The organism is uncultured Gordonia sp., assembly GCF_937858515.1.
In the GTDB taxonomy this organism is placed as follows: Bacteria; Actinomycetota; Actinomycetes; order Mycobacteriales; family Mycobacteriaceae; genus Gordonia.
The window spans coordinates 40892-58281 of record NZ_CALLZT010000062.1 but is presented as its reverse complement, the minus strand read 5'-3'; the positions used below and the strand labels follow the sequence as shown (position 1 = coordinate 58281).

Below are 17390 nucleotides of genomic sequence, written 5' to 3'. Positions count from 1 at the left end.
CATGACCGCCACGCTCGGCACAATCGGAGTGCTGATCAGCCTGGCATGCTGGTTCGCGTTCGTCCGCGGCGCATTCGGCATCGTGCGCACCATCCTGCTCGGCCAGAGTGTGCCCAGCTCACGATTCTTCCCCGTGATCCCCCGCATGTGGACGATGATCAAGGAGTTCATCGCCCACACCCGGATGATCAAGTTCCGCACCGTCGGCATCGCCCACTGGCTGGTGATGATCGGCTTCCTCGGCGGCATGCTGCTGTTCTTCGAGGCGTACGGACAGGCCATCAACCCCGAGTTCCACTGGCCGATCATCGGTGCCACCTTCGGCTGGCACCTGTGGGACGAGATCCTCGGTATCGGCACCGTCGTCGGCATCGTCACGCTGATCGTCATCCGGCAGCTCAACCACCCGCGCGTCCCCGAGCGCATCTCACGGTTCTCCGGCTCGCGGTTCGTGCCCGCTTACACGATCGAGGCGATCGTGCTGGTCGAGGGCCTGGGCATGATCTTCGTCAAGGCCGGCAAGATCGCCACCTACCACCACCACAACGCCTACTCCGACTTCTTCACCATGCAGGTGGCCAAGCTGCTGCCCGCGAGCCCCAACATGGTCGGCATCTTCGCGCTGATCAAGCTGCTCTCGGGCAGCATGTTCCTGCTGCTGGTGGGCACGCACCTCAACTGGGGTGTGGCCTGGCACCGGTTCTCGGCGTTCTTCAACATCTACTTCAAGCGTGAGCAGGACGGTGGCGTCGCCCTGGGTGCGGCCAAGCCGATGATGAGCCAGGGCAAGGTCCTGGATCCGGAGACCGCCGACCCCGACGTCGACGCCTTCGGCGCCGGCCGGATCGAGGACTTCAGCTGGAAGGCCTGGCTCGACTTCACCACCTGTACCGAATGCGGTCGCTGCCAGTCGCAGTGCCCCGCCTGGAACACCGGTAAGCCGCTCTCGCCCAAGCTGCTGATCATGTCGCTGCGTGACCACGGCATGACCAAGGCGCCGTACCTGCTGGCCGGTGGCAGCACCGACATGGGCGGTGAGGAGGTCGGTCTGCTCGACGCCGACGGCAAGCCCGACCAGGCCAAGCTCGAGGCCATCCCGGCCGCGGCCCGTGCCGAGGCCGCCCGCAAGCTCGTCGGCGAATCCAAGGGTGCCACCGGCGGCGGCGAGCCCGTAGTCGCCGAGGACGGTGTCTTCGATCCCGAGGCGCTCGGCGCGGTCATCGACACCGAGACATTGTGGAGTTGCACCACCTGCGGTGCGTGCGTCGAACAGTGCCCCGTCGACATCGAACACGTCGACCACATCCTCGACATGCGCCGCTACCAGGTCCTCATCGAATCGGACTTCCCCACCGAGCTCGCCGGCATGTTCAAGAAGCTGGAGACCAAGGGCAATCCGTGGGGCCAGAACGCCGCCGCGCGTACCGCCTGGATCGACGAGATGGACATCGAGATCCCCGTCTTCGGGCAGGACGTCGAGTCGTTCGAGGGCTTCGAGTACCTGTTCTGGGTCGGCTGCGCCGGCGCCTACGAGGACCGGGCGAAGAAGACCACCAAGGCCGTCGCCGAACTCCTCGACATGGCCGCCGTCAACTTCCTGGTCCTCGGCCAGGGCGAAACGTGCACCGGCGACTCGGCCCGGCGTGCGGGCAACGAGTTCCTGTTCCAGATGCTGGCGCAGCAGAACATCGAGATGATGAACCAGGTGTTCGACACCGCGCCGCACCAGCGCAAGAAGATCGTCGTCACCTGCGCCCACTGCTTCAACGCGCTGGGCAACGAGTACCCGCAGGTCGGCGGCACCTACGAGGTCGTGCACCACACCCAGCTGCTCAACCGCCTCGTGCGAGAGAAGCGCCTGGTGCCCGTCGCCCCCGTCAGCGAGGGCGTCACCTACCACGACCCGTGCTACCTGGGCCGCCACAACAAAGTGTACGACGCCCCACGTGAGCTGATGGCAGCGTCAGGATCCACCCTCACCGAGATGCCGCGACACGGCGAACGGTCCATGTGCTGCGGCGCCGGCGGTGCCCGCATGTGGATGGAGGAGCAGATCGGCAAGCGCATCAACGTCGACCGTGTCGACGAGGCACTCGGCGTGCTGGAGACCGCCCCGCAGGAGGTCAAGAAGGTCGCCACCGGCTGCCCGTTCTGTCGCGTCATGCTCACCGACGGCGTCACCGCCCGCACCGCGGGCACCGAACTCGAGGACAAGATCGAGGTCATCGACGTCGCTCAGATGCTGCTCGAATCGGTCAAGCGCGGCGACCCGGTCGAGGTCAAGCGTGGCGGCAAGTTCCTGCACCCGTCGGCACCCGCCCCCGAACCGGAACCCGAGCCCGAGCCCGAGCCGGTGAAGGTCGTCGAGAAGGCCGCGCCGGCCGCCGCCTCCGGCGGTGCCGCCAAGCCCAAGGTGGGCCTGGGCATGAAGGGCGGTATGAAGAAGCCGGGTGGGGCGAAAGCCGCCGCCCCGGCCGCCGAGGCCGCTCCCGCCGCGGAGTCCAAGCCCGCGGCCAAGGGATTCGGCATGAAGGGCGGCATGAAGAAGCCGGGCGGCGCCAAGCCGGCAGCCGCTGCCGCACCCGTCGCCGAGGCACCCGAAGCCGAAAATAAGCCCGCAGCCAAGGGATTCGGCATGAAAGGTGGCATCAAGAAACCCGGCGCCGCCAAGCCCGCCGCCGCCGCTCCCGAAGCCGCTCCCGCGAACGAGGCCCCTGCGGCAGAAAAGAAGCCCGCAGCCAAGGGCTTCGGCATGAAAAGCGGCATCAAGAAGCCGGGTGCGGCCAAACCTGCCGCTGCCGCGGCACCCGCCGCTGTGGCCCCGGTTGCCGAGACCCCGGTTGCCGAGGCTCCGGCCGCAGCGGCGACCACCGAGGCCGGTGCGGCAAAGGCCAAGGGATTCGGTATGGCCGCAGGCAAGAAGCGGCCGGGTGCCAGGCCCGTCGCGAAGCCGGCCGTCGCCGAGCCCGCCGGTGAGGTCGAGGAGATCGCCGATGCCGAGCCGGTTGTGGAGGCCGCCGCACCTGCGGCAACCGAAACAATCGCACCTGCCGTGACCGAGGCCGGTGCCGCCAAAGCCAAGGGCTTCGGTATGGCCGCAGGCAAGAAACGCCCCGGCCAACACTGACCGTCGACAAATACCGCCCTCCACAGGGCCGCCGCCGCGATAACGCATCGGCTCACCTGTGGAGGGCGGTTTTTCGTCGGCCGCCCGGTCCGTGAAACACATTTGCGCTGGGCTGTCACAATTGAACTCGTGAGTAGACCCCATGTATCGCACCTCAATCAGAACCTGAAGCCACTCGAGCAGTCGCAGAAGCTGCAGAACGTGTGCTACGAGATCAGGGGTCCGGTACACGCGCACGCGGCGCGGCTGGAGGCCGAGGGGCACCGGATCCTCAAGCTCAACATCGGCAATCCGGCCCTGTTCGGTTTCGAGGCCCCGGACGTGATCATGCGCGACATGATCCACGCCCTGCCGTACTCGCAGGGCTACTCCGAATCGTCGGGCGTGCTCTCGGCCCGGCGGGCCGTCGTCACCCGGTACGAGCTCATCCCCGACTTCCCGTACTTCGACGTCGACGACGTGATCCTGGGCAACGGCGTGTCCGAGCTGATCACGATGACGATGCAGGCGCTGCTCAACGACGGCGACGAGGTGCTGATCCCGGCGCCCGACTATCCGCTGTGGACGGCGATGACCTCGCTCGCCGGTGGCACCCCGGTGCACTACAAGTGCGACGAGGGCAACGACTGGAACCCCGACATCGCCGACATCGCGTCGAAGATCACCGACCGCACCAAGGCGATAGTCGTGATCAACCCCAACAACCCGACGGGTGCGGTGTATTCACGGGAGATCCTGCAACAGCTCGTCGACCTGGCACGCAAGCATTCGCTGCTGATCCTGGCCGACGAGATCTACGACAAGATCCTCTACGACGACGCCGAGCACATCAACATCGCCTCGCTGGCCCCCGATCTGCTGTGCCTGACGTTCAACGGGCTGTCGAAGGCGTACCGGGTGTGCGGATACCGGGCGGGCTGGGTGGTGCTGACCGGCCCGAAGGATCATGCGGCCGGTTTCATCGAGGGTCTGGGGATTCTCGCGTCGACCCGGCTGTGCGCCAATGTTCCCGGCCAGCACGCCATTCAAGTGGCGCTCGGCGGCTATCAGAGCATCGAGGCGCTCATCGCCCCCGGTGGCCGGCTGTACGAGCAGCGCAACGTCACCTGGGACAAGCTGAACGAGATCCCCGGCGTGAGCTGCGTCAAGCCGATGGGTGCACTGTACGCGTTCCCGTCGCTCGACCCGAATGTGCACGAGATCCACAACGACGAGTTGTTCGTGCAGGACCTGCTGTTGCAGGAGAAGATCCTGGTCGTGCAGGGCACCGGGTTCAACATGGCCGACCACAACCATTTCCGGATCGTCACGCTGCCGTGGTCGCGGGATCTGACCGAGGCGATCGAGCGGATCGGCAATTTCCTGTCGTCATACCGCCAGTAGTCAGCCGACTTCCAGTTACCTGTAACCGGTGGTAACGTCCAACTCCGGGTTTGCTGTGAGCAATGCCACTCACGGACCGGAGTCAGGAGAGCCACATGGCGCAATGGCGCAGGCGCGAGGATGTACATAACGGCGCTGTCCGCCTGGCGGTGTTCGAATCACCCTTGCCGGGCACGTCGCCATCGGGTGATGACCCTCGGCCGACCGTCGTACTGGTCCACGGGTGGCCCGACACCCACCACCTGTGGACCCACGTCGCCCCTCTGCTGGCCGGTGATTTTCGCGTCATCGCCTACGACTGCCGCGGTTTCGGCGACAGTGACCGGCCCGACGGGGACGACCCGTACCGGCTCAGCGAGATGGCCGACGACCTGTTCGCGGTGATCGACGCCGTCAGCCCCGACAACGCCGTGCACGTCCTCGCCCACGATTGGGGATCGGTACTCACCTGGGAGGCCGTCGGACGGCGCGACGCCGACAAGTGCATCGCGTCGTTCGTGTCGGTGTCGGGTCCCAGCCTCGATCAACTCGGCGCGTGGGCGCGGGCGCGGCTACGTCGGCCGACGCCCCGCAATCTGGCCCGGGCGATGGCACAGACCGGGTCGTCGGCCTACACCGTGTTTTTCCAAGTACCGGTCGCGCCCGGACTGTTCTTCAGAGTTACCGGGTCGCAGACTATTTGGCGGGAGTTTCTGCACCGGGCGGAGGGCATGCCGCGGCCGAATGCGGTGTTCAGGCCGACGCTGCGTGAGGACATGATCTCCGGGCTCCGGCTGTACCGCGCCAACATCCGTCCCAAGCTGGCCGCACCCGATCCCCGGCACACGTCGGTCCCGGTGCTCGAGATCGTCAACGAACGCGATATCGCGTTGCGTCCGGCCATCTTCGACGACACCCACCTCTACGCCGAACGGCTGTGGCGGCGCACCAGCCCGACAGGCCATTGGCTGCCCCTTACCCGACCGGACTATCTGGCTGATGTCACCCGCGAATTCATCAGGGCGAGAGCAGGAATCGAATCCGATGGCCGCGATTCGGTCGACCGGTCGCGCATTCTGGGTTCGCCGGGACCGATGGCGGGCAAGTTGGCCGTCGTCACCGGCGCGGGCAGTGGCATCGGCCGCGAAACCGCTTACGCGCTGGCCGAACAGGGCTGTGAACTGATACTCGCCGACATCGATCTCGATGCCGCCGACGAGACGGTCCGTGAATGCAAGCGGTTCGGCGTCACGGCGACCGCGTACCTGCTCGACGTCGCCGACACCGCGGGGTTCGTCGCCTTCGCCGCACAGGTCCGCGAGCGGCACGGAGTGGCCGACATCGTCATCAACAATGCCGGCATCGCCTTGGCCGGTTCAGCTTTGGCGGCAACCGACGAGCAGGTCGACAAGCTCCTGGCGGTAGATCTGCGTGGTGTGATCACCGGCAGCCGCGAATTCGGCAGGCAGATGGTCGAGCGCGGTGTCGGCGGGCACATCGTCAATGTGTCGTCGGCGGCGGCGTTCACCCCATCCCGCGACCTCGGCTTGTATTCGGCCGCCAAGGCCGGGGTGCTGATGTTCTCGGAGTCGCTGCGCGGCGAGCTGACCGAACATCGTATCGGCGTCACCGCGATCTGCCCCGGCATCGTCGACACCAATATCGTCCGCTCCACCCGTATCGCCGGTGTCGACGCCGAAACTGAAGCAGCCCAACGTGATCGGCTCGACAAGCTTTATCGAAAGCGCGGTTTCACACCCGACAGGGTGGCCGCGGATATCGTGAAGGCGATCAATGCGAACAAGGCCGTAGCCCCGGTGACCGCCGAAGCCAAGGTCGGCTACCGCGTCTACCGTTTCGCCCCCTGGATCTCGCGCCTCGGAGCCCGCCGGAAGGTGGCCCGCTGAACGGCTCACCGCAGACCGATTGAGGGGCCCGCGGAAGCATTTTCAGCCACAGCGCTCGTGTCCTGGTCCCGACCCCGCGGGGCGCCGCGGAGCAAACCGACCGCGGCGGCCGCGGCAGCGGCGGTGACGGCCACCGCCACCCACACCGCGCTGTGCAGGCCATCGACAAACACCTGCTGCACAACATCTTCGAGCTTTGCGGACACTGCCTCCGGGGCCCGCCGGGCTACCTCGACACCGGCCATCACCGAATCCTGCGCGGTATGCACCGAACCGGCCGACACCCCGAGACCGGTAAGGCGATCACCGACGGTCGTGGCGTACACGGAGGTGAGCACCGATCCGAGGACCGCGACGCCCAGCGTGCCCCCGAGTTCACGAGTGGTGTCGTTGACGGCCGAACCCGCACCGGCCTGTTCGGGCGAAAGCGCATCCATGATCATCTGCGTGCAGGGGCCGGAGATGAATGCCAAACCCACCGCCATCAGCGTCATCGCCTCTATGATGAGCAGCCAGTAGCTCGAATCGGGCGTCGCCAGTTCAACGAGCGCGAAACCACCGGAGAGGGACAGCGCTCCCGTCACGGCCACGAACCGGGGTCCGAACCGGTGCGACAAGATCATCGCGATCGGCGAGAACACCGCCATCACGATCGCGAAAGGCAGTGTGCGCACACCTGCTTCGAGCGGACCGTAACCTTTGACGGCCTGGAAGTACTGGGTGATCAGGAAGATGAATCCGAATAAGGCGAAGAACGCGACGCTGATCATGGCCGCGGCCGTGGCAAAGTAGCGGTTGGCGAATAGCCGGATGTCGAGGATCGGGTCTGCGATGGACAGCTCGCGACGGGCGAACAGGGCGAGCACCGCGGCGGCGACGACCAGTCCGGCGATGGTCCGGATGTCGGTCCAGCCAAAGTGCGGACCTTCGATCACGGAATAGGTGAGCAACCCCAGGCCTGCGATCGATAGTGCCAAACCCATTGCATCGAAACGAGATACGGATACAGGCTGGGTGGCCGGAACTGCCAGCAGCACACCGGCGGCGGCCACGACGGCCATCGGCACATTCACCCAGAACACCGACGGCCAGGAGAAGTGTTCGAGCAGCCAGCCACCGAAAACCGGTCCGACGGCGACGGAGATCCCGGAGGTTGCCGCCCAGATCCCCACTGCCGCAGCACGTTCGGAGGATTTGGTGAAGATCGCGGTGATGATGGCCAGCGTCGCCGGGAACACCAGCGCGGCGAAAACCCCCAATCCGCCACGGGCCGCGACCAATTGGCCGAGGCCCCCCGAGGCGGCGGCCAGCACCGAGACGACTGCGAATCCACCGATGCCGGCGAGCAGCATCCGCCGGTGACCGAACCGATCCCCGAGGTAGCCGCCGGTGAGCAACAGGCCCGCGAAGACGAGCGTGTACGCGTCGACGATCCACTGCAGACCCGAGATTCCCGCATTCAGGTCCCGCGCCAGCGTCGGCAGCGCGACGTTGACGATCGAGTTGTCGACCATCACGAGCAGTTCGGCAAAACACAGGGCGGCCAGCGCGAGCCAGCGCGAGGTTGATGAGCCCACGGTGATTCCTCCTTCGATTGGCGATGTGGCGTGCAGTGCCGGGGTCCGGCACGAGTTATAGAACATCGCCATACTGTTGTAGTACGTCGTTCTATTCAAGAAGAACACTGTTCTAGTAGACTTGTCAACATGTCGACGCCGAAGTCCGCCCGTACCCCCGCCACGGAGATCCGCATCAACCTCCTCGCGGCGGGCAGACGGATTCTCGAACGCGACGGCGAGACCGCGCTCACCGTCCGGGCCGTCGCCAAGGATGCGGGTGTCGCCCCGATGGGCGTCTACAACCACTTCGACGGCAAGGAAGGATTGCTCAACGCGCTGGTCAGCGATGGCTTCGCCGAGTTCGCCGGTGTCGTCACCGCCATCGATACCGATCCCGCCGAGCGGTTACGCAACTGCGGCCGCAACTACCGGACATTCGCGCTGGCCAACCCCAACCTGTACACCCTGATGTTCTCCACCGACTGCGAGGCCGACGACGAAGTGGCGGCACGCTCGTTCGGAGTCCTCGCAGACATCGTGCGCTACGGCCAGGGCGTCGGTTCGATCCGCCCCGGCGACGCCCTCGACCTCGCAGCGCAGGTCTGGGCGTGTGTACACGGAGCTGTCGCACTCGAACTGACCGACGCATATCCGCCGTTCATCGACGCCGGTGAGCTGTACGAACACGTGCTGGATCTGGTGGCGCGGGGGGTTCAGCCGTCCTACTCGAAGTTGAGGTAGGCCTTGGAGGGTGTCGGCCCCCGCTGACCCTGATACTTCGAGCCGACGGCGGTGCTGCCGTACGGATGTTCGGCGGGGCTGGTGAGCCGCAGCAGACAAAGCTGACCGATCTTCATCCCCGGCCACAGGGTGATCGGCAGATTTGCCACATTGGACAGTTCCAGGGTGATATGCCCTGAGAAGCCCGGATCGATGAACCCCGCAGTTGAGTGGGTGAGCAGGCCAAGCCGACCCAGCGACGACTTGCCTTCGAGCCGGCCGGCCAGATAGTCGGGCAGCGTGCATATCTCCAGCGTCGAACCCAGGACGAACTCCCCCGGATGCAACACGAACGGCTCACCGTCGGCGGGCTCGACGAGGCTCGTCAGCTCGTCCTGCCGTTGCGCCGGGTCGATGTGGGTGTAGCGGGTGTTGTTGAACACCCGGAACAGGCCGTCCAGCCGCACATCGATACTCGACGGCTGCACCAGCGTGTCATCGAACGGTTCGACCGCCAGGCGACCCTGCGCGAGTTCGGCCCGGATGTCGCGGTCGGAAAGCAGCACGTAGGTGAGGGTATCGGACCGGGTCATCGCCCGGCGAGTCGCTGCTCGATATGGCGAGACATCTGGCCAAGTAGCGCCTACCGCGTGTACTCCAGCAGTGGCCAGGCCACCAGGAACACCGTCACCAATGAGATCAGGGTGATCGGGATACCGAATCGGACAAACGTGCGCGTGGTGTAGTTGCCCGGTTCCATCACCATCAGGTTCGACTGGTGGCTGTACGGGTTGATGAACGTGAACGAGATGCACGTGCCGATCAGTGTCAGCAGCAGCACCGGACTCAGATCAGCGCTCGACGCGATCGTCAGGGCGACCGGTGTGAGGATGGCCGCGGCGGCGGCGTTGGTGACGAAGTTGGTCAGCAGCGTGGTACCGATCGCCAGCACCGCGACCATCAACGGGATATTGCCCGAACCCAACTCCAGAATCCCGTCGGAGATATAGCCGGCCAAGCCGCTCTTCACCACGATCTGACCCAGCCCGATCGACCCGGCGATGATGGCCAGAATGTTCCAGTCGAGGGCACGGACCGCCGATCTCGGCGAGAGAACCCCGCTGACCACCATCAGCGTCGCACCGCATCCGGCGGCGAGAGACACGTCCATGAGACTGAAGCTGGCGGCGAGGATCACCCCCACCAGGATCGATATCGCGACCCACGTCTTTCCCGGTTGCGGAGCCTTGCCTGCCACGTTCTGCCACAGGCTGACGAATTCATGCTTTTCCAGCACCTGGCTCGACGCGACGGACACATAGCACACGCTGCCGGGTTCTGCGGGCGTGTCCCGGAACCGGTGGTGGGTCTGGGCGGCGACCACCAGCAGGTCTTCCTCGTCCTGCAGGTCACGCACGGTGCCGGGATTCTCGGTGCCGATGGTCACGGCGAACAGGTGCAGTGGCGCCAGCCCGAACCGCGGCGATTCCCACAGCATCTGCACCCCGAGTTCGGTGGTCCGGTACACCAACAGGTCGCCGCCCTCGATCGGGCTGTCGATGTCGACGGGCTGTCCCCAGCGCCGGATCTCGACGAGTTCGAATTCGGCGGTCTTGTGCATGCCCATCGAGGTCGCGGTGCGCCCGATACCCACCGCCTTGCCCGACACGGGAATCTCCGCACGCCAATCGAGGGCGCGGTCCTTGTGCCGTGACCGCCCGCGCAGCAGGTGCCGTGACAGCAGGACCAGCGCCACCCAGCCTACGAGCGCCACCGGCAGGGCGATCGGAACGAATGAGAACATGCTCAGATGGACACCCGCCGACGTCGCGAATCCGGCGATGATCAGGTTGGAGCTGGTGCCGACCAGCGTCGTCGACCCGGCGAGGGTGGTCGCGTGCGCCACCGGCAGCAGCACACTGCGCGCCGGTATCCCCGCGCGCTGCTGCACCTCTTTGGTGGCGGGGATCAGCATTGCGACGATCGGGGTGGTGTTGATGAGCGAGGAGATGGCGCCGACGGGCGGGATCAGCCGGACCAGCATCCGAGTCGGCGTGTCGACCTGCGAGAGCAGCTTGAACATGACGCGCGAGACCACGCCCGTCGACAGCACGCCCTTGGCGATCACCAGCATCGCGGCGATGGTGATGACGCCGCCGTTGCTCAGCCCTGAGAACAGTTCCGCCGGTGTCGCGATCCCGAGGACACCGGCGGCCAGCAACGCGACCATCAGCGCCAGAACCGCCGGCATCCGGCCGCTGGTCATCGCCACCAGGGTCGCTACTACGAGTACCGCCGCCACAATCGCCATGGGTGACCATTGTGCGCCATCCGGACATCCCATGACGTCCGGACGAATCAGACACGCCGCACTGGGGTCATTGGTCCCATATCGGACGCCCGTCGGGCCCCGCCCCACCGCCCGCCGGCCCACTTGCTACGCTATGACCTGCGTCGCGAGGCGCACGCCGATGTAGTTCAATGGCAGAACATCAGCTTCCCAAGCTGAATACGCGGGTTCGATTCCCGTCATCGGCTCCAGCAGATCGCGCGCATTCAGGTGCGTCAGTGTCCTTCGGCGTAGTGACTGGCACCGAACCAGTCGACGACGATCACCTCGTCGTTGCCCACCACCCAGGCGTCGTGACCGGCGGGCAACGAGGTCACCTGGCCGGGCGTGGCATCGAACTCCTGGCCGTCGGCCGTCTGAATCCGTAGGGTGCCCGCCACGTGGTACTGAAAGTGCGGGGCCTCGCAGAGGTCGGTGCCGGCGATCGGCCGCACGTGGGTGGACCAGCGCCAACCGGGCTCGAAGACGAGTCGTCCGATCTCCATGCCACCCACTCGCAGGATCTCGGCGCGCCCGTTCTCGAAGGTGCGTACCTCGTCGGGCGCACTGAAATCCCGGTGTTCGATCGTTTGCATGGTCGTCATGACCTTCTCCCTTCGGTTGTGCTGTCTGCCGTTCGTGATCAACGACGCCTACGACGCTAGAAGGGACGCCTTGCGAGTTACTTGCGGTTTCGCGGCGAGCGGCAAGGATGAGACATGTGACCGGAGCGCAACGGGTGGAGATCCGGCTGCTGGGCGGGTTCGCGCTGCTACGCGACGGCATGGAGGTACCGGCGCGGGCATTCGGCGGCCGCAAGGCCCGCACCCTGATCAAGGTACTGTCGAGCCGCCAGGGGCAGCTCGTCAGCACTGATGTGCTCGCCGCGGCACTGTGGCCCGACCGGTCGCCGGCCGACCCCGTCGCGAACCTCCAGGTCCTCGTCAATCGAGCCCGGCACGCGCTCGGCGACCCCGCCCTGATCATCACCGGGCAGCACGGCTACACGCTCGCGCCGGAACCGGCCTGCGCCGTCGACGCCCAGCGGTTGCTCCGTGCGGCCACCGCCGGGGCCGGCTCGCCGACGGCGCTGCGTGCGACGGAACTGCGTGCGGCGCTTGACTTGTGGCAGGGAGACCCGTTGCCGGAGGATGCGTACGACGACTGGGCCGCCGAGTTCCGCGCCCGCGTGTTCCGTGGCCGCCGGCACCTCCTTGAAGAGGCTGCCACGCTCGCCCTGTCCTCCGGCGATGCCGGGCGTGCCGTCGAGATGTCCCGGTCGGCCGTCGATGCCGATCCGCTGTGTGAGCCCGCGGTCCTGCTCCTGGTCCGGGCACTGGCCGTCGCCGGCGACGGGGCGGGCGCGCTGCGCGCGTTCGAGGACTACCGGCGCGAGCTGGCCGACGAACTCGGTGTCGATCCGTCTCCCGAGGCCGCTGAACTGCATCGCCGGCTGATACGACGACCTCCCGCCGGCGCTGCTCCGGCCTCCGGGCGGGGTAGGCGTTCGTTCGACGAACTCGCGTTCGTGGGCCGGGAACGGGAGCTGACACTCATCCGGTCGTCGTTGTCGGGTGCACGCCGGTCCGGCACGGTGATTCTGGTCGGCGGAGTGTCGGGTGCGGGAAAATCACGGCTGATCGACACCGTGGCGCGCTCGGTGCCGATCGTCCGGGCCCGTGCATATGCCGCCGAGGTCGCCGAACCGTGGGCGTTGCTGCGCACACTGCTCCGCGAGGTGCTCTCCCAGGACATGGGACACCGCGCCGGGCTGCCCACACCGATGGCCGCGACGCTGACATGGCTGCTGCCGGAACTCGACGACGGCCGGCTCAGCGCGGTGCGGCCGGACGCGGAGAACCGGCGGATCCTCATCCCGGAGGTCGCGACCGCGATCCTGCGGGCGGCAGCGCTGCCGATCGCCGTCGATGACCTGCAATGGTGCGACCCGAGCAGTCTCGCGGTGCTTGAGGCGGTCGTCCGGCGCGACGCCACGACGGGAACGGTGGTGGCCTTCCGGTCCGAAGAGGTGGCCGACCACACCGAGGTGGCCGATTTCCTGCGGCGGTCCGATGTGGCGCTGCGGGTGGATCTGGGCGGCCTGTCGGGAGAGTCGCTGCGCGCCGTCGTCGATGATCGTGGGGTCGTGGCGGCCATCTGCTCGCAAACCGACCGAACCCCGATGGCGGTGACCGAGGTGTTGCGCGGGCTCAGCGCCGAAGGACTGGTGACGCCGTCGGCGAACGGCCCGTGGCATACCGGGCCCGGTGCGGCGCGTCGGGCCGGCGAACTGGCCCTGGCCGGACACCGGACCTCGATCGGTGCCCGGGTCGACGCCCAGAGCGCACCGGACCGGCGTCTCCTGGCGCTCATGGCGCTGGCCGCCCTGGAGGTCCCGGCCCGATTCCTGGCCGAGGCCACCGGACGTGACGAGCAGGCCGTGGCCGAGTCGTTGTCCCGTCTCCTGCGCCGTGGGCTGGTCCGGGCCGGCGACAACGGCTGGGCGACGTCCCATGACATGGTGACCGACGTGGTGGCGGGTCGGCTCGATGACGCCGACCGCATCCGGCATCACGCAGACCTCGCCAATGCACTTGGGACGGAAGGTGATCGGACGAGACTGGCGCACCATCGGCTGCACGCCGGCGATCGTGCGGCAGCGTCGGCGGCCTATTGTGACGCCTCCCGGCGCGCACTGGACACCTTCGCCGACGACGAGGCGGCCGGGCTGGCCGACCGCGGACTCGCGTTGGCACCGGCAGCGCAGGTCGGTGCGCTCCTGCATGAGGTGCGCGGAGAGGCCCGTCAGCGCCGTGGCGACCTCGCCGGCGCCCGGCACGACCTTCAGGCCGCATTGTCGGCTGCGACGAACAGCACCGACCGTGCCCGGATTCTGGCACGGCTCGCGATGCTCGCGTCCGGCTCCGACGACATCGTGCGCGCCTCCCACCTCGCCGAGTTCGCGGTCGCCGAGGCCGGTGAGCACGCCCCCACCCGGGCCCGGGCGCTGGAGGTGGCCTCGGTACTTGACATGAACCTGGGGCGCACGCACAGATCTGGTGAGCGGGCCGCCGAGGCCCTGTCGCTGTACGAGCGACTCGGCGACTCCGGCGGAATGGCGCGGGTGGTCGATGCACGCGCCATGGCCGAGTTCCTCGGAGGTGATGTGCGACAAGGTAGTTCGGCACTGAACCGGGCAGCGGACCTCTTCGCGGACTCCGGCGATCTGGTGCGGACCATCACGCCCCGGTCGACCGCCGGTCACGCCCTCGTCTTCGCCGGCCACGCGGCCGAGGGCCTGCGCCTCATCGATGCGGCGCTGGACCTGGCCCGGACGCTCGGCCACGCAGAAGGTCAGGCGTACGCGCTGTGGCATCGCGCCGAAGCTCTCACGGAACTCGGCCGGGTCGATGAGGCCGCCGCCGACAGCGCCGAGGCACTGTCCATCGCCACCCGCATCGGACATCGCGGGTGGACGGCAACGGCGTGGCGAGCCACCGGACTGGCCGCGCGACGCCGCGGCGACCTCGATGAAGCTCTACGGGCCTTCGGCAATTCATTGGCACTGGCCGACAATCTGGGACTGTTCGCCAGTTGGGCGGCTGCCCGGATCGCGCTGGTGCTGGTGGAATATGGCAAGCCCGGGGAGGCGAAGGAATCGGCTGATCGGGCGTTGTCGGAGGGGCCGCCCCTCGGGCACTACGAGGCTCGCTGGGCCGCCGCCGAGGTCGCCGCCGCACTCGGGGATACCGGCGCCCGATCGCTCGCCCGGCTTGCCGTCGAATTCATGGCCGAGGGCGGGGTGGCCCAGGGCCGCGACCGGTTGCTCACACTGGCAGGACAATGATCGTTCGCCGGAGAACAATAACCACCCGGGAGCGGGGCACGAATGCATATTCGCATCGGCTCGCCGCTCCCGGGCGGTTTGTGGACCTCACTCCACCAGCAGTGGCGCCCGTTCTCGGTGGTGTTGTCGGGGTTGATGGCGTGCTGCCATTGCAGCCAGAGCCGCCGCCAACAGTGCTCTCGACATCTACCGCGGCGTCGTCGAAGGCATCGCGTTGAGCTATGCGCGCGTCGCCGGTCAATTGCGTCCCGCGGCACAGGGCGCGGTCAAGATCGCCGTATGCGGTCGCACCGTGGCAGCCCGGCCGGAATTGTTCCAGGCCGTCAGCGACGTCCTCGGCCTGCCCATCGAGATCATCGACGCCAAACGCACCACCTTGCTGGGTACCCGCCCACCTGGCACTGGACACCCTGGCAGCGTCGGTCGAGCGTTGGCATCCGGGGCCCGGCTATGTCTGCGAACCGCATCCGGCACGCGCGGACTACCACGCGGACCGGGCCGCGCGGTTCGAGGCCGTCTACGATGCGCTCATCGCGCGCGACTGATCACTACGACAGCGGCGGAGTACATCTCGTCCGTCCGGCTGTGCCGGGACGACCCGATCCAGGATCGGTCGATTCCGGATGGTGGCGCAGGATCGCGGTCTCGAGTTCGGGGCGGCTCCCATGTCACCGGTCCGCCGGCGGGATCGGCGGCTGCACCCCGCCCGCGGATTCGAGGTGTGCCAGCGGCGGACCGAGGATCTCGGCACCGTGCTCGGCCGCGGCTGCGGCGAGCGCGCCGAAGTCGGGCGGACCGGCGACCTGGAACAGCGGCGCCATCTTCGCGTACAGGTGATGGAATCCACCGGGCCAGTTGATGCCGACCAGCTTGGCCGGGCCGTCGCCGATCGCCATGAACGTGTGCGGGACGTTCGGCGGGGTGAAGATCAGGTCACCCGCTCCGGCCTCGTAGGTGTCCTCGCCCACGAGCACCCGGATGCGTCCGGCGACAACGACTTCCCACGTCACCCACGGATGACGGTGCAGTGGTGGCCCGTCGCCCGGAGCGAGTTCCTCGACGTAGACATCCGGCGAGTTCTCGTCGCCGCCGGCCAGGAAGCGCATCACGTCGGTCGGTGACGTGGTGAAGGTCAGGGCGTCGTCGCCGCGCGTGACGATCGGTGTGGACATATCAGCTCCCTTGTGTGTCGCAAGCCGCCGGACCTGTACCGACTAAACGAAACAGTACAGTTTCATTAGCTACCCGTCAAACGAAACGGTACAGTTTTGTCGTGGACAGACGAGCTCACTACCTGCACGTAGCGCTGGAGCAGTTCGCCCTGCACGGCTTCCACGGCGTCAGCATGGACCAGCTGGTCACCGCATCCGGCGGGTCGAAAGCCACGCTCTACCGGTATTTCCCGTCGAAAGAGGCCCTTTTCGAGGCGATCATCGCCGACCTCGCCAACGCGACCGTCGCGGCGAATACCGAGGATCAGCTCGGTGCGCTACCGATCGCCGACGCTCTGCGCGCCCTCGGGCACGCCACCGCCCGCGCGGCGCTCAGCGACCGGGCAACCGTGCTGTTCCGGCTGGCGGTCGGCGAATGCGGCCGCTTCCCCGAACTGGCCTCGACGATGTTCGAGCGAGGCCCTGCGGTGTCGTATGCCCGGATGCGTGCCTTCATCGACAATCGGGTCGCCGCAGGCGAACTGCGCGTCCCCGACAGCCAGATCGCCGCCGAACAGTTCCTCGGCGGCATCGTCGGCCACCAGCAACTGCGCCAAGCACTGGGACAACCCCCCGCCGACCCCACCGAGATCACCGCCCGCGTCGAGGCCGCGATAACCACATTCCTCGCCGCCTACCAGGCACCGGGGCAGTTGTCTCCGTAGTGGTCTGCGGTCGGCCGGGCTGGGAGGATGTCACTATGCGCCGTACACGACCGTTCATCGCAGCACTCGCCGTCGTCACCGCGTCGGCCGTCGCGCCCGCGATCGCCACGGCCGCCCCGACGGCCGCGATCGGCGTCGAGGACGGCGTGGTTCCCGCCGGTGTGAGCGTCTTCGACGACAGCTATCCGGCGGTCAGCAGGCTCGACGGCACACTCCTGACGGCATTACGGTCCGCGGCCGTCGTCGCCCGCACAGGCGGCGTGACGTTCGTGGTGAACAGCGGCTGGCGTTCGCGCGCATATCAGCAATACCTGCTCGACCAGGCCGTCATCACCTACGGGTCACTCCCCGAAGCACGCCGCTGGGTCGCCACCCCGGCCACCTCGCCGCACGTGTCCGGCAAGGCTATCGACCTCGGCGGCACCGGCGCCGCCGACTGGCTGGACAGATTCGGCGCCACCTACGGCCTGTGCCAGATCTACCAGAATGAACCATGGCACTTCGAGTTTCGTGCGCAGGCCACCATGCGCGGATGCCCACCCAGCTACCCGGACCCGACCCACGATCCCCGCATGCGATGAGCAGGACCCCCCGATCCGCGAGTGAAGACGTGGCTCGACGCCCAGAGTGCCCGAACCCTCTACCTGACCACTGTGACCGTCG

At 67.3% G+C, this 17390-nt stretch carries 12 protein-coding genes and 1 tRNA gene; 8 read left to right on the top strand and 5 right to left on the bottom strand.

The window, feature by feature from the left end:
* Position 1 precedes the first annotated feature (1 nt).
* The 3 genes from Q0627_RS05575 to Q0627_RS05565 all read left to right on the top strand — a co-directional run bounded on the left by Q0627_RS05575 (position 2) and on the right by Q0627_RS05565 (position 6396).
* Positions 2–3127, top strand: a complete 3126-nt coding sequence (locus Q0627_RS05575; RefSeq protein WP_298808213.1) for a (Fe-S)-binding protein — start codon at positions 2–4, stop codon at positions 3125–3127.
* A gap of 129 nt (positions 3128–3256) precedes the next feature.
* Positions 3257–4510 (top strand): pyridoxal phosphate-dependent aminotransferase, encoded by a 1254-nt coding sequence (locus Q0627_RS05570; RefSeq protein WP_291012652.1) that lies wholly within the window; start codon positions 3257–3259, stop codon positions 4508–4510.
* Between the two features lie 95 nt (positions 4511–4605).
* Entirely contained in the window at positions 4606–6396 is a 1791-nt protein-coding gene (locus tag Q0627_RS05565) for an SDR family oxidoreductase (RefSeq protein ID WP_298808208.1), read from the top strand.
* Positions 6397–6401: 5 nt separating this feature from the next.
* On the opposite strand, the gene Q0627_RS05560 is transcribed toward Q0627_RS05565, so the two are convergent.
* Positions 6402–7973: an MFS transporter gene (locus Q0627_RS05560; RefSeq protein WP_298808205.1), complete on the bottom strand. Its 1572-nt coding sequence runs from the start codon at positions 7971–7973 to the stop codon at positions 6402–6404.
* Between the two features lie 129 nt (positions 7974–8102).
* Between Q0627_RS05560 and Q0627_RS05555 the strand changes: the two genes are divergently transcribed.
* Positions 8103–8696, top strand: coding sequence for a TetR/AcrR family transcriptional regulator (locus Q0627_RS05555; RefSeq protein WP_298808203.1), 594 nt, complete (start codon positions 8103–8105; stop codon positions 8694–8696).
* Here the strand turns inward: Q0627_RS05555 and dcd are convergent.
* The gene (gene dcd / locus Q0627_RS05550) at positions 8678–9241 is read right to left on the bottom strand and encodes a dCTP deaminase (protein ID WP_291017148.1); all 564 of its coding nucleotides are present in this window, start codon (positions 9239–9241) and stop codon (positions 8678–8680) included. The genes Q0627_RS05555 and dcd overlap by 19 nt on opposite strands.
* A gap of 77 nt (positions 9242–9318) precedes the next feature.
* Complete coding sequence (locus Q0627_RS05545; RefSeq protein WP_291017134.1) at positions 9319–10986, bottom strand: SLC13 family permease; 1668 nt, start codon at positions 10984–10986, stop codon at positions 9319–9321.
* Between the two features lie 156 nt (positions 10987–11142).
* Between Q0627_RS05545 and Q0627_RS05540 the strand changes: the two genes are divergently transcribed.
* A tRNA-Gly gene (locus tag Q0627_RS05540) sits at positions 11143–11216 on the top strand.
* 24 nt (positions 11217–11240) lie between these two features.
* On the opposite strand, the gene Q0627_RS05535 is transcribed toward Q0627_RS05540, so the two are convergent.
* The gene (locus Q0627_RS05535) at positions 11241–11609 is read right to left on the bottom strand and encodes a cupin domain-containing protein (protein ID WP_291017132.1); all 369 of its coding nucleotides are present in this window, start codon (positions 11607–11609) and stop codon (positions 11241–11243) included.
* 116 nt (positions 11610–11725) lie between these two features.
* Between Q0627_RS05535 and Q0627_RS05530 the strand changes: the two genes are divergently transcribed.
* Positions 11726–14851 carry a BTAD domain-containing putative transcriptional regulator gene (locus tag Q0627_RS05530; RefSeq protein WP_298808197.1) on the top strand — a complete coding sequence of 1042 codons (3126 nt, stop codon included), beginning with the start codon at positions 11726–11728 and terminating at the stop codon, positions 14849–14851.
* Positions 14852–15519: 668 nt separating this feature from the next.
* Here Q0627_RS05530 and Q0627_RS05525 read toward each other — a convergent pair.
* Positions 15520–16023, bottom strand: coding sequence for a cupin domain-containing protein (locus Q0627_RS05525; protein ID WP_291017128.1), 504 nt, complete (start codon positions 16021–16023; stop codon positions 15520–15522).
* Positions 16024–16124: 101 nt separating this feature from the next.
* On the opposite strand from Q0627_RS05525, the gene Q0627_RS05520 reads away from it, so the two are divergent.
* Both Q0627_RS05520 and Q0627_RS05515 read left to right on the top strand, forming a co-directional pair.
* Complete coding sequence (locus tag Q0627_RS05520; RefSeq protein WP_291017127.1) at positions 16125–16727, top strand: TetR/AcrR family transcriptional regulator; 603 nt, start codon at positions 16125–16127, stop codon at positions 16725–16727.
* A 35-nt stretch (positions 16728–16762) separates the two neighbouring features.
* Positions 16763–17308 carry a M15 family metallopeptidase gene (locus Q0627_RS05515; RefSeq protein WP_291017125.1) on the top strand — a complete coding sequence of 182 codons (546 nt, stop codon included), beginning with the start codon at positions 16763–16765 and terminating at the stop codon, positions 17306–17308.
* The last annotated feature ends 82 nt before the right edge of the window (positions 17309–17390 follow it).

Excerpts from the sequence above, each read along its gene's own strand:
- Q0627_RS05525 (WP_291017128.1), bottom strand. The coding sequence starts at position 16,023 with ATGTCCACACCGATCGTCACGCGCGGCGACGACGCCCTGACCTTCACC.
- Q0627_RS05535 (WP_291017132.1), bottom strand. The coding sequence starts at position 11,609 with ATGACGACCATGCAAACGATCGAACACCGGGATTTCAGTGCGCCCGAC.
- Q0627_RS05575 (WP_298808213.1), top strand. The coding sequence starts at position 2 with ATGACCGCCACGCTCGGCACAATCGGAGTGCTGATCAGCCTGGCATGC.
- Q0627_RS05545 (WP_291017134.1), bottom strand. The coding sequence starts at position 10,986 with ATGGCGATTGTGGCGGCGGTACTCGTAGTAGCGACCCTGGTGGCGATG.
- Q0627_RS05555 (WP_298808203.1), top strand. The coding sequence starts at position 8,103 with ATGTCGACGCCGAAGTCCGCCCGTACCCCCGCCACGGAGATCCGCATC.
- Q0627_RS05565 (WP_298808208.1), top strand. The coding sequence starts at position 4,606 with ATGGCGCAATGGCGCAGGCGCGAGGATGTACATAACGGCGCTGTCCGC.
- Q0627_RS05515 (WP_291017125.1), top strand. The coding sequence starts at position 16,763 with ATGCGCCGTACACGACCGTTCATCGCAGCACTCGCCGTCGTCACCGCG.